Annotated in this window: 16 protein-coding genes; 7 read left to right on the top strand and 9 right to left on the bottom strand. The window is 71.7% G+C overall.

From position 1 onward, the window contains the following. Nucleotides 1-10: 10 nt before the first annotated feature. The 4 genes from ACYVK7_RS18360 to ACYVK7_RS18345 all read right to left on the bottom strand — a co-directional run bounded on the left by ACYVK7_RS18360 (nt 11) and on the right by ACYVK7_RS18345 (nt 6,380). Nucleotides 11-1,423, bottom strand: a complete 1,413-nt coding sequence (locus tag ACYVK7_RS18360; RefSeq protein WP_460889154.1) for an LCP family protein — start codon at nt 1,421-1,423, stop codon at nt 11-13. 83 nt (nt 1,424-1,506) lie between these two features. Next, entirely contained in the window at nt 1,507-2,754 is a 1,248-nt protein-coding gene (locus ACYVK7_RS18355) for an LCP family protein (RefSeq protein ID WP_460889153.1), read from the bottom strand. Between the two features lie 52 nt (nt 2,755-2,806). Further along, on the bottom strand, nt 2,807-5,056 hold the full coding sequence (locus ACYVK7_RS18350; protein ID WP_460889152.1) for an esterase-like activity of phytase family protein: 2,250 nt from the start codon (nt 5,054-5,056) through the stop codon (nt 2,807-2,809). Nucleotides 5,057-5,120: 64 nt separating this feature from the next. Further along, on the bottom strand, nt 5,121-6,380 hold the full coding sequence (locus ACYVK7_RS18345) for a multidrug effflux MFS transporter (RefSeq protein ID WP_460889151.1): 1,260 nt from the start codon (nt 6,378-6,380) through the stop codon (nt 5,121-5,123). Between the two features lie 84 nt (nt 6,381-6,464). Between ACYVK7_RS18345 and ACYVK7_RS18340 the strand changes: the two genes are divergently transcribed. Continuing rightward, nucleotides 6,465-7,220 carry an SOS response-associated peptidase gene (locus tag ACYVK7_RS18340; protein ID WP_460889150.1) on the top strand — a complete coding sequence of 252 codons (756 nt, stop codon included), beginning with the start codon at nt 6,465-6,467 and terminating at the stop codon, nt 7,218-7,220. 166 nt (nt 7,221-7,386) lie between these two features. On the opposite strand, the gene ACYVK7_RS18335 is transcribed toward ACYVK7_RS18340, so the two are convergent. Further along, nucleotides 7,387-8,058, bottom strand: a complete 672-nt coding sequence (locus ACYVK7_RS18335; protein ID WP_460889149.1) for an HAD family hydrolase — start codon at nt 8,056-8,058, stop codon at nt 7,387-7,389. Nucleotides 8,059-8,171: 113 nt separating this feature from the next. Between ACYVK7_RS18335 and ACYVK7_RS18330 the strand changes: the two genes are divergently transcribed. Then, nucleotides 8,172-8,957: a crotonase/enoyl-CoA hydratase family protein gene (locus tag ACYVK7_RS18330; protein ID WP_460889148.1), complete on the top strand. Its 786-nt coding sequence runs from the start codon at nt 8,172-8,174 to the stop codon at nt 8,955-8,957. Nucleotides 8,958-8,961: 4 nt separating this feature from the next. Here the strand turns inward: ACYVK7_RS18330 and ACYVK7_RS18325 are convergent, their stop codons facing one another. The 3 genes from ACYVK7_RS18325 to ACYVK7_RS18315 all read right to left on the bottom strand — a co-directional run bounded on the left by ACYVK7_RS18325 (nt 8,962) and on the right by ACYVK7_RS18315 (nt 11,421). Next, nucleotides 8,962-10,029: an adenylate/guanylate cyclase domain-containing protein gene (locus ACYVK7_RS18325; RefSeq protein ID WP_460889147.1), complete on the bottom strand. Its 1,068-nt coding sequence runs from the start codon at nt 10,027-10,029 to the stop codon at nt 8,962-8,964. Nucleotides 10,030-10,092: 63 nt separating this feature from the next. Then, nucleotides 10,093-10,389, bottom strand: a complete 297-nt coding sequence (locus ACYVK7_RS18320; protein ID WP_460889146.1) for a hypothetical protein — start codon at nt 10,387-10,389, stop codon at nt 10,093-10,095. Nucleotides 10,390-10,584: 195 nt separating this feature from the next. Then, nucleotides 10,585-11,421, bottom strand: a complete 837-nt coding sequence (locus ACYVK7_RS18315; protein WP_460889145.1) for a biotin--[acetyl-CoA-carboxylase] ligase — start codon at nt 11,419-11,421, stop codon at nt 10,585-10,587. 118 nt (nt 11,422-11,539) lie between these two features. Between ACYVK7_RS18315 and ACYVK7_RS18310 the strand changes: the two genes are divergently transcribed. The 5 genes from ACYVK7_RS18310 (at nt 11,540) to ACYVK7_RS18290 (ending at nt 16,449) form a co-directional block, all read left to right on the top strand. Then, nucleotides 11,540-13,138, top strand: coding sequence for an acyl-CoA carboxylase subunit beta (locus tag ACYVK7_RS18310; RefSeq protein WP_460889144.1), 1,599 nt, complete (start codon nt 11,540-11,542; stop codon nt 13,136-13,138). Nucleotides 13,139-13,179: 41 nt separating this feature from the next. Beyond that, nucleotides 13,180-13,704, top strand: coding sequence for a hypothetical protein (locus ACYVK7_RS18305; protein ID WP_460889143.1), 525 nt, complete (start codon nt 13,180-13,182; stop codon nt 13,702-13,704). Beyond that, nucleotides 13,701-13,940, top strand: a complete 240-nt coding sequence (locus ACYVK7_RS18300) for an acyl-CoA carboxylase epsilon subunit (protein WP_460889142.1) — start codon at nt 13,701-13,703, stop codon at nt 13,938-13,940. Before ACYVK7_RS18305 ends, ACYVK7_RS18300 begins: the two co-directional genes overlap by 4 nt. A gap of 70 nt (nt 13,941-14,010) precedes the next feature. Then, nucleotides 14,011-15,702, top strand: coding sequence for a DUF885 domain-containing protein (locus ACYVK7_RS18295; protein WP_460889141.1), 1,692 nt, complete (start codon nt 14,011-14,013; stop codon nt 15,700-15,702). An 87-nt stretch (nt 15,703-15,789) separates the two neighbouring features. Further along, a complete protein-coding gene (locus tag ACYVK7_RS18290; protein ID WP_460889140.1) occupies nt 15,790-16,449 on the top strand; it encodes a Maf family protein in 660 nt (219 codons plus the stop codon). A 75-nt stretch (nt 16,450-16,524) separates the two neighbouring features. On the opposite strand, the gene ACYVK7_RS18285 is transcribed toward ACYVK7_RS18290, so the two are convergent. Beyond that, nucleotides 16,525-17,574: a type IV toxin-antitoxin system AbiEi family antitoxin domain-containing protein gene (locus ACYVK7_RS18285; protein ID WP_460889139.1), complete on the bottom strand. Its 1,050-nt coding sequence runs from the start codon at nt 17,572-17,574 to the stop codon at nt 16,525-16,527. Between the last annotated feature and the right edge of the window lie 269 nt (nt 17,575-17,843).

Genomic DNA, 17,843 nt, shown 5'->3' with positions numbered 1-17,843 from the left:
TGACGAGCGGTCAGGCGCAGACGCCGTCGAGCAGCACCTCCGGGCTGGGGCTCGGCTTCGCCGGCTCCTTCGTCGTGTCCGCCGCGCCGCCTTCCGCCGTACCGTCGTCGGCCGTACCGGTCTCGCCGGCCGTGGCGTCCCCGGCCTCCTCGGTGGTCCCCGTCTCGCCCTCGGGCTCCGCGCCGGCTCCCGCGTCACCCTCCTCGGCGCCGCCCGTCGAACCGTCCTCGGGCTGACCGCTCTCGCTGGGCGCGCCCGACGGCTCCGCGTCGGGCAGCACGACCTCCTCCGGAGGGGTGTCCGACGCCATGCGCTCGAAGATCTCGGCGGCCTCCGGCTGCCAGGCCAGACCGCTCGCCGTGCCCTCGGTGACGTCGTACACCGGCACCTTCGACATGATGATGTTCCGCTTGTCGATCTCCCGCAGCGACCACGCGAGGCCGGCTACCTTGCCCGGGTTCGCGATGGCCGGGTCGGCGCTGAGGGACCCGAGTGCCGCGTTGATCAGGCGGAAGGTCTTGGTCGGGTCGGCGAGGGTCTCGGCGGACAGGATCTGCCGGAGCGTCGCGTTGATGAACGACTGCTGCCGCTCGATCCGCGTCAGGTCGCTCCCCATCTCGAGCCCCATGCCGGTGCCCTTGCGCACCCGGAGGAACTGGATGGCCGTCTTGCCGTCGAGCCTGTTCTCCCCGGCCGGCAGGTCGATGCGGGCGGAGGCCGGATCCCCGTGGATCGCCTCGGGCAGGCACATCTTCACGCCGTTGATCGCGTCGACCACGTCGATCACGCCGTTCATCTTGACCACCGCGTGGTTGGTCACGGTCACGCCGGTCATGGCGTTGACCGTGTTGATGGTGCACGCGGCAGCATGCTTGAGCGACGTGCCGCCGCTGCCGGCCTCGAAGGACGCGTTGAACTTGTCGCGGTGCGGCTGGGTCACGCTTCCGTCCGGAAGCGTGCACGACGGAATGTCCGTGAACGTGTCGCGCGGCAGCGACGCGATCTCGATCCACTGCCGGTCCGCCGAGATGTGCACCAGCATCGTGGTGTCGGACCGCATGCCGGAGACCGTCCCGCCGATGTCGGCGTTCGTGCCGTCCCGGATGTCGGTGCCCATCAGCAGCAGGTTCACCGGCTCGTCCTTGAACGGGTCCGACGGGTCCTTCGGCTCGACCTGCTGGGCCACCAGGCCCTCCAGGTCCTGGACCTCGATCTGCGAGATCGCGTTCTGGTACACCGTCGCGGCAGCGGCCGAGCCGAACGCCATGGCACCGACGACGCCCATCGTGATGCCACGGAACACGAACATCTTGCGCCAGCTGCGGACGTGACGGGGCTGCCGCTCGCCCGATCGCGCGTGCCGGGGTACACCTCGCAGTACCTCGCCGACAGGTCGGACCGCCGTCCAGAAGTCAGTCGCCACGCACCGGAGACTATGGCCTCATTGCGTCAATCGCGTAACTAAGTCCAGCCGTTCCCAGGCTCTTCTCAGGCCGTGTCTGGCGTTCACTCCGCGCAGACACCCGGCAGGCGCGAGGGCGACGGGGACGCGTCAGGAGCGTTCGGCGGCGCCGTGCCGCCACCCGCGCCGGCTCCCCGGTCCGCGGCGTCGCCGGACGGCTCGTCCACCGGGCCGTCCGAGGATTCACCCGCTCCCCGTCCGCTCCCGTCCGACGGCGACGCCGGCGTCTCGGCGGCGGGCGGCGGCTCGTCGGCGGCCAAACGCTCCCAGATCGCCTCGGCCTCCTCCGTCCAGACCACCCGGTTGGCGTTGGTCGGGGCAGCCACCACGGGAAGCTCGGTGAACACGATGTCCGCCGGGTCGATGTCGCGGATGCTGTAGGCCAGACCGGCGAGCGCCGCCGGGTCGGCGAGGCCGGGGTCGGCGGAGATGGCGCGCAGCACCGCCTGGATGGTGCGGTACAGCCGCGGTGAGCTCGTCAGGAGGTTCTGGTCCAGCACCTGGCGCACCAGCGCGTCCACGAACGCCTGCTGCCGCGCGATCCGCGTCAGGTCGCTGCCCTGCTCGAGCCCGAGGCCGGTACCGTGCCGCGCCCGCAGGAATCCGATGGCCTGCCGGCCGTCGAGGGTCTGCTCGCCTGCCGGGAGCTCGAAACGCCCGTATGCCGGGTCCTGCACGAGTGGTTCGGGCAGGCACATCCGTACCCCGCCGAGCGCGTCGACCACGTCGACCACGCCGTCCATCTGCACCACCATGTGGTGGGTGACGGGCACGCCCGTGAGGCTCTGCACCGTGGAGATGGTGCAGGCGGCCGCGTGCGTGAGATCCTCCTGCGCGCCGCCGCCGATCGTGAACGCGCCGTTGAACATGCCGTAGGCGGCGGCGGACTCGGTTCCGTCGGGCAGCTTGCAGGACGGTATCTCGACGAGCGAGTCCCGGGGTATGGAGACCACCTCCATGCGCGAGCGGTCGCCGGAGACGTGCACCAGCATGGTGGTGTCCGAGCGCATCCCGCCGTCGCCCGCACCGGCGATCTCGGTGTTCTCTCCACCGCGCAGGTCGGTGCCGAGCACGAGGATGTTGAGGCTGCGTCCCGTGAACGGATCGTCGGGGTCGAACGACGGTGTCGGTCCCTGGACGAGGCCGGACACGTCGCTGACACCGATCTGCTGCTTCAGGTCGAGGTAGGCGGCGGCGCTGCCGACGCCCACGAGGGCGAGCACGCCGACGACGACGAGCGCCGCGGCTCGCGCGACGCGATGACTGCGCTGGGTATGGACGTGCCGGGGCACATGTGGAGCATAGGCATGTACCCCGGCACGGGGCCTCTTATGTACCCGCTGGTCAGCTCAGCGCTGCGACGCCGAGGTCCGGGTTGTCCGTGAAGAAGCCGTCCAGGCCGGCCTCCATGAACACCCGCACCTCGCCCACCATGTCACCGACGCCGTTCGGGTCGGCCGACGAGCGGAAGTCCGCGGCGAGGAACTGGTTCTCCCGGCGGAACGTCCAGGTGTGCACCTCCAGGCCCGCGTCGTGCGCGTCGTCGATCACGGGGCTCGGCTCCGCGAGCGTGCCGTCGGCGTGGCGCGGGATCAGCACGTTCTTCTCGGCGCCGATGCCGTCGGCGTAGGCCGCGATGTCAGCGAGCCCCTCGGCGGTGACGAGGTCCGCGTAGGTGCGCGGGTCCCCGGCGGCCACGAGGTCGTAGGGCGCGCCGCTGTTGCTGACGAGCTGGCCGAGCCGCACGTCGGTCATCTCGTCGAGGTCCTGGAGGTTGCCCACCTCGAAGGACTGGACGATCACGGGAGCGTTCGCGTGGTCGAACCCGTTGCGGTGCAGCTCGCGCACCAGCGGCTCCTCCAGCGAGAGACCGATCGAGTCGAAGTAGCTGGGGTGCTTGGTCTCCGGATAGACGCCGACGGGGGCGCCGTCGCAGGTGCGGCTGTTCCGGGCCAGGTCGAGCACCTCGTCGAGCGTCGGCACCTGGTAGAGCCCGTCGAAGGCGACGTTCTGCGGCCGGACCTGCGGCAGGCGCTCCTCGGCGCGCAGGGTGCGCAGCTCGGCGAGCGTGAAGTCCTCGGTGAACCAGCCGGTGATCGAGGTGCCGTCGATCGTCTTGGTGGTGCGGCGGTCGGCGAACTCCGGGTGGGCGGCGACGTCGGTCGTGCCGCCGATCTCGTTCTCGTGCCGGGCGACGAGCACGCCGTCCTTGGTGGGCACGACGTCGGGCTCGATGTAGTCGACGCACTGGTTGATCGCGGTCTCGTACGCGGCGAGCGTGTGCTCCGGCCGGTAGCCGGAGGCCCCTCGGTGCCCGACGACGGTGACGCCGTCGTCGGTCACGCGCTTCTTCTTCAGGTCGACGAGGGCCATCTCCGTGTCGTCCGGCGTGCCGGTGACGCGCGCGTCGTTGCCGGGATAGTTGTTGTCGTTGCCGATCAGCAGCGTGTCGCGGTCGACGAACAGCACGGTCTCGAAGGACTGTACGGGCAGGCTGAAGGTGTCACCGAGGCCGTAGCCCTCCCCGGCGTCGATGCCGCGCGGGTTGTCGATGCGCAGCGCGTCCACGACGAGCTCCTTGCGGACGTAGCCGTCCCGGTCCGTGCGGCTCAGGTCGATCTCGTACACGCGCTTGATGACCGACTGGTCGCCCTCGAAGTCGTCACGCTCGATGAGCAGCATCGAGTCGCGTCCCGTGGCGAACGCGTCGCCGATCACGTCGGCCTCGCGATCCGTCTGGTAGGCCCAGCGCTTGCCCGTGTACTCGCCCTTGCGGGTGTCGAACTGGTAGATCCAGCGGCGGCGGGCGTCGGCGTCGTCGGCCAGCGCGCCCTCGACCACGGGGTAGAGGTAGCGGCCGCTGCCGGCCATGGCCTCGAAGCCGCGGCTGCTGCCGACGTTCGGCTTCTCGCCGGGCTCGAGGTACGGGTTGGCGGGCGACTTGCCGTCCGGGAACTCGTACGGGGCCTCCAGCAGCGTGCCGTCGGCGTCGAAGTGCAGCAGGAACGGGCCGAACTCCTCGCCCACCCACAGGGTGCCGTCCTTGGCGCGGACCACCGACTCGATGTCGAAGTCGGCGCCGGTGAGCAGACGCTCGTCGGTGTCCTCGTTGACGATGTCGAAGTCCAGGACGCCGTTGCGGTCGTTGTACTCGATGAAGTCGAGCACCTTGATGTCGCCGGAGCCCTTGCGACCGGTGTCCCACTGCGGACGCACCAGGTAGTTGCGCAGCAGGAAGTCGGCGGAGTTGCCCTTGGCGCCGAACCCGTTGTCCGGCTGGGCCCAGAAGGTGCCGTCGTGGTTGTCGATCATCGCGGAGAACCCGGGGATGACCTGCCCGTCCCACGGGCCCTGCCGCCCGTTGCCCGGGCTGGCCGCTGCGCCCGACGGCGGACCGTCGGCGAGGTAGTCGGCCGACAGCGTGGCGCGGCCGGCCAGGGTGGCGGCGAGGTGGGAGCCGCCGTGGTGCTGGCCAGCGCCCGGCCGGGGACCGTGCTGGGGCGCTGCGACGGCGACGGCCGCGGGGAGCAGCAGCGCTGCTGCTGCCGCGGCGGCCACCACGCGCGAGGCGCGGGTACGCATGGGTGTGCTCATGCGTGCGAGCAAAGACCGCGGAGCCGACATCCCGGTGAATCCCGCCCGACACCGGGGTGAACAGTCAGATCGGCGTGTGCCAGCCGCCCTTGCGGTACGCCGGCGTGGCCGAGGCCAGCACCACGAACGCCGTCACGCCCGCGCCGAGCATGACCGAGGACATGGCGACGGTGTCGCTGCCGAGCAGACCGACGATCGGCGACACCAGGCCGGCCAGCAGCGACTGCACCGACCCGATCATCGCGGCGGAGGTGCCCGCGATCTCGCCGTGCCTGGACAGCGCGAGCGCCGAGGCGTTGGCGGGGATGAGGCCCTGGAACGCGAGCACCATCCACAGGGCCACCAGCAGGCCGATCAGCCCGCCCAGCTCCGTCACCGCGACCACGACCAGCAGCACGGACATCACCACCTGCGCCACGATGGCCGTGCGCAGCAGCCGGATGGGCGCCACCCGCCGCACCAGCGACGCGTTCACCTGTGCGGAGAGCACGAGGCCGAGCCCGTTGACGGCGAACAGGAGCGAGAACTGCCCGTGCGTGAGGCCGTAGCCCTGCTGGAAGACGAACGGCGAACCCACCACGTAGCTCATCACCACGCCCATGCCCAGGCCGGGGATGAGCGCGAGCGCCATGAAGTGCCGGTCCCTGAGCAGGGTGCGATAGCCACGCAGCACGGACGAGGCACCACCGGTCGTGCGGCGGGCCACCGGGTTGGTCTCCGGCATCACGAAGAACACGATCACCGCGAGGGTGGCGCCGATCAGCGCGAGCACCACGAAGATCCAGCGCCAGGCGAACGCCTCCAGCACGATCGAGCCGAGCGACGGCGCGAGCATGGGCGCCACACCGATCACGAGCATGAGGCGCGACAGGATGCGGGCGGCCTCCGCACCCACGAAGCGGTCGCGCACCGTGGCCATCGCCGCCACGCTCGCCGCGGAGTTGAAGAAGCCCTGCACCAGGCGCAGCCCGATGAGCAGGTGCACATCGTCGACCAGCGCGCACGCCAGCGAGACCAGGACGTGCATGCCGATGCCGATCATGAGCGGCAGGCGGCGCCCGAACCGGTCGGTCAGCGGGCCGATGACGAGCTGGCCGAGCGCACCTCCGACGAGCATGCAGGAGACGGTCAGCTGGGCGAGCGTGTCCGAGGCCCCGAGGTCGGCGGCGACCTGCGGGAGGGCAGGCAGGTACATGTCGACGGTGAGAGCGGGCAGGCACGCCAGCGCCCCGAGCATGATCACCCACTTGAGGGCCGACCGTGAGGAGGGAGCGCGGCGTACGGGCGTGACGGAGGGCACGCCCGACGGCGCTTCGGATGGCATGTGATCGATTCTATCGAATCGATACGAGGCTGAACAGAGTGATCTCGATCTCCGCGTGTCAGTGGGTCGGGGCATGCTGGTCCCATGTGCGGACGCTTCGCCTCCTTCACCCAGTCCCAGGACCTCGCCGACGAGCTCGCCATCGCGGAACTCGCCGAGGACGCGCGGCTGCTGCCACCGTCGTGGAACGTCGCGCCGACCGACCCGGTGCGGATCGTCGTCGAGCGGGCGGCCCGCGGCTCCAGCGACGTGAGCCGGTCGATGCAGCTGGCGCGCTGGGGCCTCGTGCCGTCCTGGGCCAAGGACCCGGGTGTGGGCGCCCGCATGATCAACGCGCGCTCGGAGACGCTGCTCGACAAGCCGGCGTTCGCCAAGCCGTTCGCGGCGCGGCGCTGCCTGGTGCTCGCCGACGGCTACTACGAGTGGCGCAAGCTGTCGCTCCCCGCCACCGGCTCGAAGAAGGTGCCCAAGCAGCCGTACTGGATCCACCCGGCCGGCCCCGGTGTGGCGGCTCTCGCGGGGCTCTACGAGTTCTGGCGCAACCCGGCGGCGAGCGAGACCGACCCGGACCGCTGGCTGGTGTCGGCGACGGTCGTCACCCGGGCGGCGTCGGACGCGATGGCCCCTATCCATGACCGCATGCCGCTCGTGCTGCCCCCGTCAGCCTGGGACGCGTGGCTGGACCCGGCCGTCCGTGACGCGTCCGAGCTGCTGGAGGTCGACAACGCACCTCTTGCCACGCGCCCTGTTCGCGACACGGTGGGTTCGGTGCAGAACGACGGACCGGAGCTGATCGACGAGGACCCGCAGCCGCGGGACCCGGAACCGGTCATGGTCTGACGGATCTGAAGCAGCGCGTCCGCACTTACCCAGTTCCGTGCCATGCGCGCAGCCAACCACGCCATCTTCTGCGTAGCACGCCATAGTCCGCGGAATCAGCCCGGATAGGTGGACCATGGCGTCCCTCGCAGACGATGGCGTGCCTGGTACCGCTGTAGCGAACGGCCTACGCCGCAGACAGCACGCCGTCCAGCGTCCGGATCCGGCGTTCGACCTCCGGGTACCGGTCGTACCGGTCCAGCAGCACGGCGGCCAACCCGGCATCGAGCGGCCCCTGGTAGTCCTTCTCCACGTCGTTGCCCACCATCAGCACGTCGCCGGGTGCGACGCCGAGGATCTCGCACGTGGCGGCGTACGCACGCGGGTCGGGCTTCCCGGCCGGCAGGTCGTCGGACGCGACGACCACGTCGAGGTGCTCGGCCAGGCCCGTGCGGTCGAGCTTGAGCCGCTGGTGCACGGAGTCGCCGTTGGTGAGCACCGCGACGACGAGGCCGGCGTCGCGCACGCGCCGCAGTGCGGGCACGGCGTCGTCGAACGCGGTCCAGGCCCGCTCGTAGCGCGTCAGGTAGCCGGAGAAGAGCTCGTCGGCCTCGTCGTCGGTGGCGTCGGCGCCCAGGAACTCGCGCACCCGGACGCGCCGCTGCTCGGCGAACGTGATCTCGCGCCGCTGGTAGCGCCCGTAGGCCTGCTCCGCTATGGCACCCCATGCGGCGACCAGCTCGTCCTGGTCGTCGAGATCGAGGCCCAGCTCGGGCAGCCAGCCGAGGACCGCCGTGCGAGAGGCGCCCTCCTGGTCCACGAGTGTGTCGTCGAGATCGAAGAGAACGACTTTCAGCACGCTCGCATCGTGTCACACGCACGGCGCGGTCCGGACGCCCCGTCCAGGCGCGGGACCGGCACCGCCCGCACCGCCGCGCTCGTCCCTGGCGGGCGCTGCGTAGGCTGCGCCCCATGAGCGCCAGCACCTCGCCGTCGGTGGCCCCGTCCGGGAGCCGCGTCACCTGCACCCTCTCGGACGGGATCGCCGACGTGCGCCTCGACCGGCCCGACAAGCTCAACGCGCTGTCGCTCGACATGCTGAGCGGCCTCAGGGCCACGGCGCGCAGGCTCCGCCACACGCCAGGGCTGCGCGCGGTGGTCGTCTCGGGCACCGGCCGGTCGTTCTGCGCCGGGCTCGACCTCGGTGCGGCGTCCCGCGACCCGGCCGCCGTGGCGCGGGCGTTCGTCCCGACCCCACGCGGCACCAACCTGTTCCAGGAGGCCTGCTGGGCGTGGCGGCGCGTACCCGCACCGGTGATCGCCGCGGTGCACGGGCACGTGCTGGGGGCGGGCGTGCAGATCGCGCTCGCCGCCGACCTGCGCCTCACCACGCCCGACGCCCGCTGGTCCGTCAAGGAGGTCGAGCGCGGCCTGGTCCCCGACATGTCAGGGATCCGCGCGCTCACCCAGCTCGTCGGCATCGAGACGGCGAAGCGCCTCACCTTCACGGCCGAGGAGATCACCGGAGCCGACGCCGTCCGGCTCGGTCTGGCCGGCACCGTCACCGACGCCCCGCTCGACGAGGCGTTCACGCTGGCCGCCCGGATCGCGGAGCGGCGTCCCGAGGCGGTGGCCGCCGCGAAGCGGCTGTTCGACCGCCACTGGTCGGCGGGAGACCGGCGCACGTTCGCCGCCGAGCGGCGCGAGCAGCTGCGGCTGCTCCCCGGGGCGATGCGGGCGCTGCGCGCGATGCGGTGAGGCGTCAGGCCTGGTACGCGCGTTGGAGGCGGACCGGCGCCATCCGGCCGATACCCGGGATGTCCCGGGCCGGCTGGGCGGTCAGCGCGTAGTGCGAGCTCATCGCGAGCTTCGCTGCGGTCTCCTTGTCGACCAGCACGGTCGAGGGGTCGGACTGCTCGGTGAGCCGGGAGGCCAGGTTGACCGTGGGGCCGAAGATGTCACCGAACCGGGACAGCACCCGCCCCCAGACGAGTCCGACCCGGACCGGGATCTCCGGATCGCCGGGCGCGGCCGTGCCGAGCGCCGCGCCCGAGGTCTCGGCCAGACCGAGGGCGACCTCGGCGCCCGTCGAGAGGTCGTCGGTCACGAAGAGGACGGCGTCGCCGATGGTCTTCACGACGCGGCCGCCCGCGTTGGTGATGATGTCGCGGGCGCCTGCCTCGAACCGCTGCACGAACTCCGCCAGCTCCTCGGAACCGAGTCCCGCCGTCCGCTTCGTGAACGACACGATGTCCGCGAACCCGACCGCGCGCACGAGGGGAAGCTGCTGGGTGTCCTGACGGTCGTCACCCCGGGAGCCCGCGAACTCGATGGCGGTGCGCCCCGTCAGGGCAGCGAGCTGACGCCGCCAGGCATGCTCGAGCTGGCGGCTGAGCATCTCGGACATCTCGGGAAGCCGGTCGAGGGCGAGCAGGCGGGCGGACGTCTCGTCGAGCGAGTAACGGCGCGCGAGGTGCTCCACGAGCGCCTCGACCTGCCACAGCGCCAGCCGTTCGGTGGTGTGGCCGACCGACCGGATGAAGGTCATCTGGGCACGCTCATCCATCTGCTCGGCGTCGAACAGGCCGGCCGCGTCCTTGAGCGCCTCGACATCGGCGTCGGTGAACCACGTCTCCGTCGGGTGCGTGACGGGCAAGCCGATCCAGCGCCAGTAGCGGGTCACGAACTGCTCGTCGAGCCCCGTCAGCTCCACCACCTGCGACAGCGTGTAGCGACGGGCGCCGCCCAGCAGCGTCTCGTCGAGCCGGGCCGCGGTGTCGGCACCCGGCGCGTCGTGGTGGCTGTGGGAGGTCTCGGAATTGTGGAGCACGTCACCACTGTAGGCGCGTGCACCCCATGCACTCGCATACACCCGTCGGGCGAACCAGCGAGGTCAGCCCCAGAACGCCATGGCGAGCGGGATCCCCGTGAGCACGATCAGCATGCCGACCACGGTGACCACGTTCCACAGCCCCAGCCGCACGCCGCGTGCGCCGTCGTCGCGGTAGAGCAGGGCCCAGACGACCAGCAGCCACGCGATACCGGCGGCGATGAGGCCCGTCGCCGGGATCGCGGCCGGCTCCACGACACCCTGGTCCAGCCGGACCGTGCTGATCAGGTAGACCGTGATGATCGCCGCCGCGCACACGATCGCCTTGGCCACCCCGACCGTGGCTCGACCTGCCTCCATGGCATCTCCCGCCGTCGCACGCACACCGCGCGGGTAGCGGCGCCGCTCCGCGCCCGATACCCGCCTGCCGTCGCTTGCGTCGGAGATTAACTCAGATCAACCGCCTCGAGGCAGAGTCTGCCGCCGAGTTCACCCGACCTGGCCGGGCAGTTCACCCACCCCGTACAGCCCGGACAGGGCGAGCACCTGGCCGCGTCACCGCAGGTGCCAGACGTCGCCCGCCGTCACCGTGCGCTCCTCACCCGACTCCGTGCGCACCACGAGCGCCCCCGCGTCGTCGAGACCGGCAGCGACGCCCTCCAGCACGCCCGCACCTCCCGCGAGCTCGGCCCGGACGCGGGTGCCCAGCGTCGCGGACACCGCCGTGTACTCGTCCAGGAGCCCGGCCGCCGCCGCGTCTCCCCCGGCCAGCTCCCACCGCCGGACCACGGCGTGCACCTCGCCGAGGAGCCGGACCAGCACGTCGGTCCGGTCGGGCCGGGGATAGCCCGCGAGCGCCAGCGACGTCGCCGTCGGCACGGGCAGCTCCTGGGCCGACTGCGACACGTTGAGCCCGATCCCGAGCACCACCCCCGGCGCCGGGCGGCGTCCGTCAGGCGCCTCCGGCACCACCTCGGCGAGGATGCCGGCCACCTTGCGGTAGAGGCCCAGCCCCGCGACGGTGTCGACCGCGGGCAGCAGCACGTCGTTGGGCCATTTCACCGCGGCGGTGACGCCGCCGTCGGACACCGCGCGGACCACCGCGAGCCCGGCCAGCAGCGGGAGCCAGCCCAGCGCGCCCGCCGGGACCTGGGGGCGCAGCAGCACGGACACGGTGAGCCCCGCGCGGGCGGGCGTCTGCCAGGACCGCCCGGCTCGCCCCTTGCCCGCGGTCTGGTGCTCGGCGATCAGGGCCGACGGCGCGGGCCAGGCGGCCGGGTCGGACCGGACGGCCGCGGCGAGCTCCGCGTTGGTGGACGGCGAGGTCTCGACCACCTCGACCCGCGCGAACCCGGGGACGGTGAGCTTGTCGAGGTACAGGGACTGGTGCACACCTCATCCTCTCGCCTCACCGGTGCGTCTGCCCTTGGAGGAAACCCACAAGGCAGGCGCGTGACCCGCTGGACGGTCACGCATCGAACCAGAGGCATCCGACAACTACGCTCGAACTGTGAACGACGCCATCACGACCCTTGCCGGCACGCGCGCCAAGCTCGACGACCTCGACGCCCGCAGGGCGGCCGCCATCGACGTCCCGGAGCAGACGGCCCAGGAGAAGCAGCACAAGCGGGGCAAGAAGACCGCGCGGGAGCGCGTCGACGCGCTCCTGGACGAGGGCAGCTTCACGGAGCTGGACGCGCTCGCCATGCACCGGAGCCGTAACTTCGGGCTGGAGAAGAAGCGGATCGCCGGCGACGGCGTGGTCACCGGGTACGGCACCATCGACGGCCGCCAGGTGTGCGTCTACTCCCAGGACTTCACGGCTTTCGGCGGGAGCCTCGGCGAGGTGCACGGCCAGAAGATCACCAAGGTCCAGGACCTCGCTCTGCGCACCGGGGTGCCGCTGATCGGCATCAGCGATGGTGGTGGCGCCCGGATCCAGGAGGGTGTCGCTGCGCTGACGCAGTTCGCCGAGATGTTCCGGCGCAACGTGGCGGCGTCGGGCGTGATCCCGCAGATCTCCCTGATCCTCGGCCCGAGCGCGGGCGGCGCGGTGTACTCCCCCGCCCTGACCGACTTCATCGTGATGGCCGACCAGACGTCCAACATGTTCATCACCGGCCCGGACGTGATCCGAACGGTGACGGGCGAGGACGTCGACTTCGAGACCCTCGGCGGCGCCCGCACCCACAACTCGAAGTCCGGTGTGGCGCACTACATGGGCCAGGACGAGGACGACGCCATCGACTACGTGCGCCACCTCGTGAGCTACCTGCCGCAGAACAACCTCTCGGACGCGCCGGCGTTTCCGCCGGAGGGCGACCTGCCGCTCGAGGTCACCGCCGAGGACGAGGCGCTCGACGAGCTGATCCCCGACAGCGACAACCAGCCCTACGACATGCGCGAGGCCATCGAGGCGGTGCTGGACCCGGAGTCGTTCCTCGAGGTGCAGCCGATGTTCGCGACCAACGTGCTGGTCGGGTTCGGTCACGTGGAGGGCCAGTCGGTCGGCATCGTCGCCAACCAGCCGCAGTCCATGGCGGGCACGCTCGACATCGACGCGGCGGAGAAGGCCGCGCGGTTCGTGCGCACCTGCGACGCCTTCAACATCCCGGTGCTGACGTTCGTGGACGTGCCGGGATTCCTCCCCGGCGTCGGGCAGGAGCACCAGGGCATCATCCGCCGCGGTGCCAAGCTGATCTACGCGTACGCGGAGGCCACGGTGCCGCTGATCACCATCATCACGCGCAAGGCGTACGGCGGCGCGTACATCGTGATGGGCTCCAAGCAGCTCGGCGCCGACGTCAACCTGGCGTGGCCGACCGCGCAGATCGCCGTCATGGGCGCCAGCGGCGCCGTGAACATCCTGCAGCGCGGCGCGCTGCGAGCGGTCCAGGAGGCCGGCGGCGACGTCGAAGCGGAACGTGCCCGGCTGACCGCCGAGTACGAGGAGGCCATCGTCAACCCGTGGGACGCCGCGGAGCGCGGATACGTCGACGCGGTCATCCGCCCGTCCGAGACCCGGGTCCAGGTGGTGCGCGCCCTTCGCGCGCTGCGCACCAAGCGATCTACGCTTCCTCCGAAGAAGCACGGCAACATCCCGCTCTGACCGGCTCGGTCGTCGAGCCGGTCGAGACCTGGAGGAACCACATGAGCCACGAGGACGCCACCCACGGCCCGGCGCCGATGGGCCGCGTCGACGCCGAGCCGATGCATCGCGCCGTCGACGCGCTGGCGGCTGCGCTGCACGACTACGTGGGGACGGCCGTAGGCGTCCGCGCCGAGTTCGGCGCCGCGGAGGCGGACGAGGACCCGCGCGTGCTTGCCCTGGAGTCGAAGGTGGGGCACCTCAACGCCGCGCTGTTCGACACGTTGCACGGTTCGCTCGGCATGCACCCCGACCTCACCTCGTCCGTCTGGGAGCCGGCGGACGAGTCCGAGGTCGACGAGATCCTCGAGTCCGAGCTGCCCGAGGGCGGCGAGTCCTTCTACCTGGGCTTCGTCGTCGCCGCGCGCGGCGGCGACGCCACCCTGGACGGGGTGATCGACCTGCTCGACGCCGCGGGCGAGTCCGTGGCGACGCACCTCACGGAGGGCGGCTACGACATCGCCGAGTGGGCGGCCTCCCGCGGTGACGCGCCCGGTTTCGGTTTCTACGAGGAGGACGACGAATGAGCCCCCAGGTACGCGTGGTGCGTGGCGAGCCGGACGACATCGAGGTGGCCGCGCTGGTCGCGGGCCTCGCTGCCGTCACGGCGGCGGGTCCGGAGCCCGACGACGCCGCGCCGCTCGACGAGTGGGTCAACCATGCCCGCTCCCTGCGGGGGAACGGCGCGGCGACCGCCAAGAACTTCGGTGGTCGCTCCGGCCGGCACAACGCCGACGCATGGCGCTGGAGCCTGCGGTCCTGAGCCGCTCTGTCCGCCGGACGGCGGGATATTCCCTGCTCCGGGTCGTCGCGCCCCCTTTAGGCTCGCCCTCATGACCAGTCCAGTGCGCACACCCACGCCCATCGACGCCATTGCCGACGACTACGTCACGCGCCTCGCCGAGCTCGTCCCGCTCTCGGCCACGGCCATGGGCCTGCCCGGGCACGATCACGAGATCGGCGACCTGTCTCCGGCCGGGCACGACGCCGTCGCCCAGGCAGGCCGCGACGTCCTGGCGAAGCTCGACGGGGTCGAGCCGGCGGACGACGTGGACCGGGTCACCCTGTCCGCGATGCGCGAGCGCGTCGGTCTGGACCTCGAGCTGCACGACGCCGGCGAGGGCCTGCGCACCCTGAACAACATCGAGTCGCCCGTGCAGCAGCTGCGCGACGTCTTCGACATCATGGCCACCGACTCGGTCGAGGCGTGGGAGAACATCGCGTCCCGACTGAACCGGCTGCCCGGTGCTGTCGACGGGTACATCGGGTCGCTCACCGCCGCAGCGGCGCAGGGCGACGTCGCTGCGATCCGGCAGGTGCGCGAGTGCGTCACCCAGGCGCGCGAGCTGGCGGGTGCCGACTCGTTCTTCACGTCGTTCGTCACGGGCGAGGCCGCCGTGGCGACGCTCGGCGACGGGCACGCGCTGAGCGGCGACCTCGAGCGTGCCGCGCAGGGCGCCCAGGCCGCCTACGCCAAGCTCGCCGACTTCCTCGAGCAGGACCTCGCTCCGCAGGCGCCGGAGGCCGACGCCGTCGGCCGGGAGCGGTACACCCTGTGGTCCCGCTACTTCCTGGGTGCCGAGGTGGATCTCGACGAGACCTACCAGTGGGGACTGGAGGAGCTGGCCCGCATCGTCGCGGAGCAGGAGCAGGTCGCCGCGACGATCGCCGGTCCGGGGGCCACCGTCGAGGAGGCGGTGGCGGTGCTCGACGCCGACCCGTCGCGCAAGCTGCTCGGCACGGCGGCCCTGAAGGCCTGGATGCAGGAGACCTCCGACGCCGCGATCACCGCACTGAACGGCACCCACTTCGACGTGCCCGACCCCGTGCTGGACCTGGAGTGCATGATCGCCCCGACCCAGTCGGGCGGCATCTACTACACCCCGCCCAGCGACGACTGGTCCCGGCCCGGCCGCATGTGGTGGGCCGTCCCGGAGGGCGTCACCGAGTTCAACACCTGGCGCGAGAAGACGACGGTCTACCACGAGGGCGTCCCGGGCCACCACCTGCAGTGCGGCCAGGCCGTGTTCGCACGCGAGACGCTGAACAGCTGGCGCCGGCTGGCCTGCTGGGTGTCCGGCCACGGCGAGGGCTGGGCCCTGTACGCGGAACGGCTCATGGCCGAGCTCGGCTACATGGAGGACCCGGGCGACCGCCTGGGCATGCTCGACGCCCAGCGTCTGCGCGCCGCCCGCGTCGTCTTCGACATCGGCGTGCACCTCGGGATGCCCGCCCCCGAGCAGTGGGGCGGCGGCACCTGGACGGCCGAGAAGGCCTGGCCGTTCCTCCGGGCCAACGTGAACATGCCGGAGTCGTTCGTCCGCTTCGAGTTCAACCGGTACCTGGGCTGGCCGGGGCAGGCGCCGTCGTACAAGGTGGGGCAGCGGCTCTGGGAGCAGACGCGGGACGCGGCCCGGGGGGCCGCCACCGCGCGCGGCCAGGAGTTCGACGCCAAGGCGTTCCACGCCCGGGCGCTCAACCTGGGTTCGGTGGGCCTCGACACCCTGCGCGAGGCGATGGCCTGAGCTTCGGGCTCGGAGTGACGTGGGTCACGTCCGGCGGATCGCGATTCACCTGTTTCGCAGGGGCGCGCACTCGGTACCGTGGCGCCCGTGCCACGCCTGGTCCTCGCCTCACAGTCCCCCGCCCGACTCGCGACGCTGAGGTCCGCCGGCGTCACCCCGGACGTCCTGGTCTCGGGCGTCGACGAGGACAAGGTGCTCGCCGACGCCGCCGCCCGGTTCGGGGAGCTCGATCCCGCCGACGCCGTGCTCGTGCTCGCGCAGGCCAAGGCCGAGGAGGTCGCCTCAAGGCTCGCGGAGCGCGGGGACGACGCCGACGTGACCGGCGCCGTCGTCGTCGGCTGCGACTCGATGCTCGAGATCGGCGGCACCGTCGTGGGCAAGCCCGCGGACGCCGGGACCGCACGCGAACGCTGGCGGTCGATGCGTGGCGGCAAGGGCGTGCTGCACTCCGGACACTGGGTGGTCGACCTCCGCGACGACGCCGACGGCGGCACGGGCGGCGCCATCGGCTCGACCAGCTCGACGACCGTGTGGTTCGCGGACATCGACGACGACGAGATCGACGCCTACGTCGCCACCGGCGAGCCGTTGCACGTGGCCGGGGCCTTCACCATCGACGGCCTCGGCGGTCCGTACGTCGAGCGCATCGAGGGCGACCACCACGGCGTCGTCGGTATCAGCCTGCCGCTGCTCCGCGAGCTGCTGGCCGAGCTGAACATCCCCTGGCGCACCCTGCGCACGCCCTGACCGCTCGCTGGACGGCTCCCTGGAGGGCTCGCTCCGATCCGTCGAACGTAGGGCTTCTCGCTGCATGAGCTCCCATCAGGCGACCACCCCTACGCTCGGCACATCGAGGGGGGCGGGGTGCTCGGGTCGCTCGGGTAGGGCTATCGTGGGGGCCAGGCGGGTGCCTGGGACCCAGCCCAGCCGAGTCAGTCGTTCGGCCATCTCCGCGCCGAGGCTCGGGACGGCGGCCAGCGCCCTCCTCGCCGGGAACCTGAGAACGAGCAGCCGGCCGGTCGCGACCAGCCCGTTCTGGCGCGCGGCGTCGTCCGCGAGCATCGCGTCGCCGGAGTGGAACGCTCGCCCATCGATCTCGACCACGACGAAGCGGCCGTCGGGCAGGCTCCAGACGAAGTCGACCCGAGCAAGGACGACACCACCCGCGACGAAGGTGACCTGCTGACCGTCCGGCGGCACTCCGTGGTCGACGAAGGACAGCCGTGCATGCGACTCGGCGGGAGACCCGTCACGGGCTTCCGCCAGGTCGAGCAGGCAGTGCACCTGTGCGGCGCCGCGCCGTCCGCGGAGGTTCTCGCGCACACGCTGGAGCGCAGCGGCGTCGAGGCGTCCCTCCCGCAGGGCATCGCTGAGCACGGCCACCGCCTCGTGGCGGGACAGCGTCGGGAGCGCTTGTGCCAGCGCGGGAACCAGGGCAGCGACCCTACGGCCCCGATATGGCTGGTCGTCGAAGGACCGGTACCGACGCAGCGCGATCCCTTCACCGACGGCCGCGTACATTCCCCCTGGCCGCGCCGCCTCGGGCACCAGATCCACGGGCAGCCCGCCGATCCCGAGCAGGGCCAGCGCGCACGCGCCGGTCGCGATCCCGTCGGGCACCGCTAGCATGCCCAGCCATGCCGCCCGACGGCGGACGTGATCGTGCCGACCGTCCCGCAGACGCCGCTCGGTCGGCTCCGGATCGGTGTCGTAGACCCCCCGGGCGACGCGGCGCCACCGGCCCCGCTTGATCAGCAGGGCCACGGCGTCCTTGTTCACTCCCGCGCCGTCGCACTGTGCCTTGCTCACCAGGCCTTCCTGCGCGGCGGCGGTCGCAAGCAGCGCCTGCGGCATCTTCCTCACGGGTCTCATGGCGTTGATCCCACCCCGACGACGAGGTCGCCGAGAGCCTCGGCCGTGACGTTGTGGACAGCAGCGCGATCAGAGCGCCTGTGGTCGCGCTCGCTGTCAGCTCCCGCCGCCGACCCGGACGCTCCCTCTAGAGACCTTTCTGCCGTCGCGACACCTCGGGGGCGCCGAACGTAGGCATGGTCGCCCCAAGCCGTCGAACGTAGGGCTCGTCGCATCATGAGTGCCCATACAGCGACCACCCCTACGTTCGACGCCGCGGGGGGTGGGGG

It is taken from the genome of Promicromonospora xylanilytica (genome assembly GCF_054782895.1).
Note: the sequence above shows the minus strand (reverse complement) of the source record. Positions and strands in the feature narration are given on the sequence as shown.

Coding starts and splice junctions, on each gene's coding strand:
- ACYVK7_RS18350 (WP_460889152.1), bottom strand. CDS start 5,056: ATGAGCACACCCATGCGTACCCGCGCCTCGCGCGTGGTGGCCGCCGCG.
- ACYVK7_RS18345 (WP_460889151.1), bottom strand. CDS start 6,380: ATGCCATCCGAAGCGCCGTCGGGCGTGCCCTCCGTCACGCCCGTACGC.
- ACYVK7_RS18340 (WP_460889150.1), top strand. CDS start 6,465: ATGTGCGGACGCTTCGCCTCCTTCACCCAGTCCCAGGACCTCGCCGAC.
- ACYVK7_RS18330 (WP_460889148.1), top strand. CDS start 8,172: ATGAGCGCCAGCACCTCGCCGTCGGTGGCCCCGTCCGGGAGCCGCGTC.
- ACYVK7_RS18320 (WP_460889146.1), bottom strand. CDS start 10,389: ATGGAGGCAGGTCGAGCCACGGTCGGGGTGGCCAAGGCGATCGTGTGC.
- ACYVK7_RS18305 (WP_460889143.1), top strand. CDS start 13,180: ATGAGCCACGAGGACGCCACCCACGGCCCGGCGCCGATGGGCCGCGTC.
- ACYVK7_RS18300 (WP_460889142.1), top strand. CDS start 13,701: ATGAGCCCCCAGGTACGCGTGGTGCGTGGCGAGCCGGACGACATCGAG.
- ACYVK7_RS18295 (WP_460889141.1), top strand. CDS start 14,011: ATGACCAGTCCAGTGCGCACACCCACGCCCATCGACGCCATTGCCGAC.
- ACYVK7_RS18285 (WP_460889139.1), bottom strand. CDS start 17,574: ATGAGACCCGTGAGGAAGATGCCGCAGGCGCTGCTTGCGACCGCCGCC.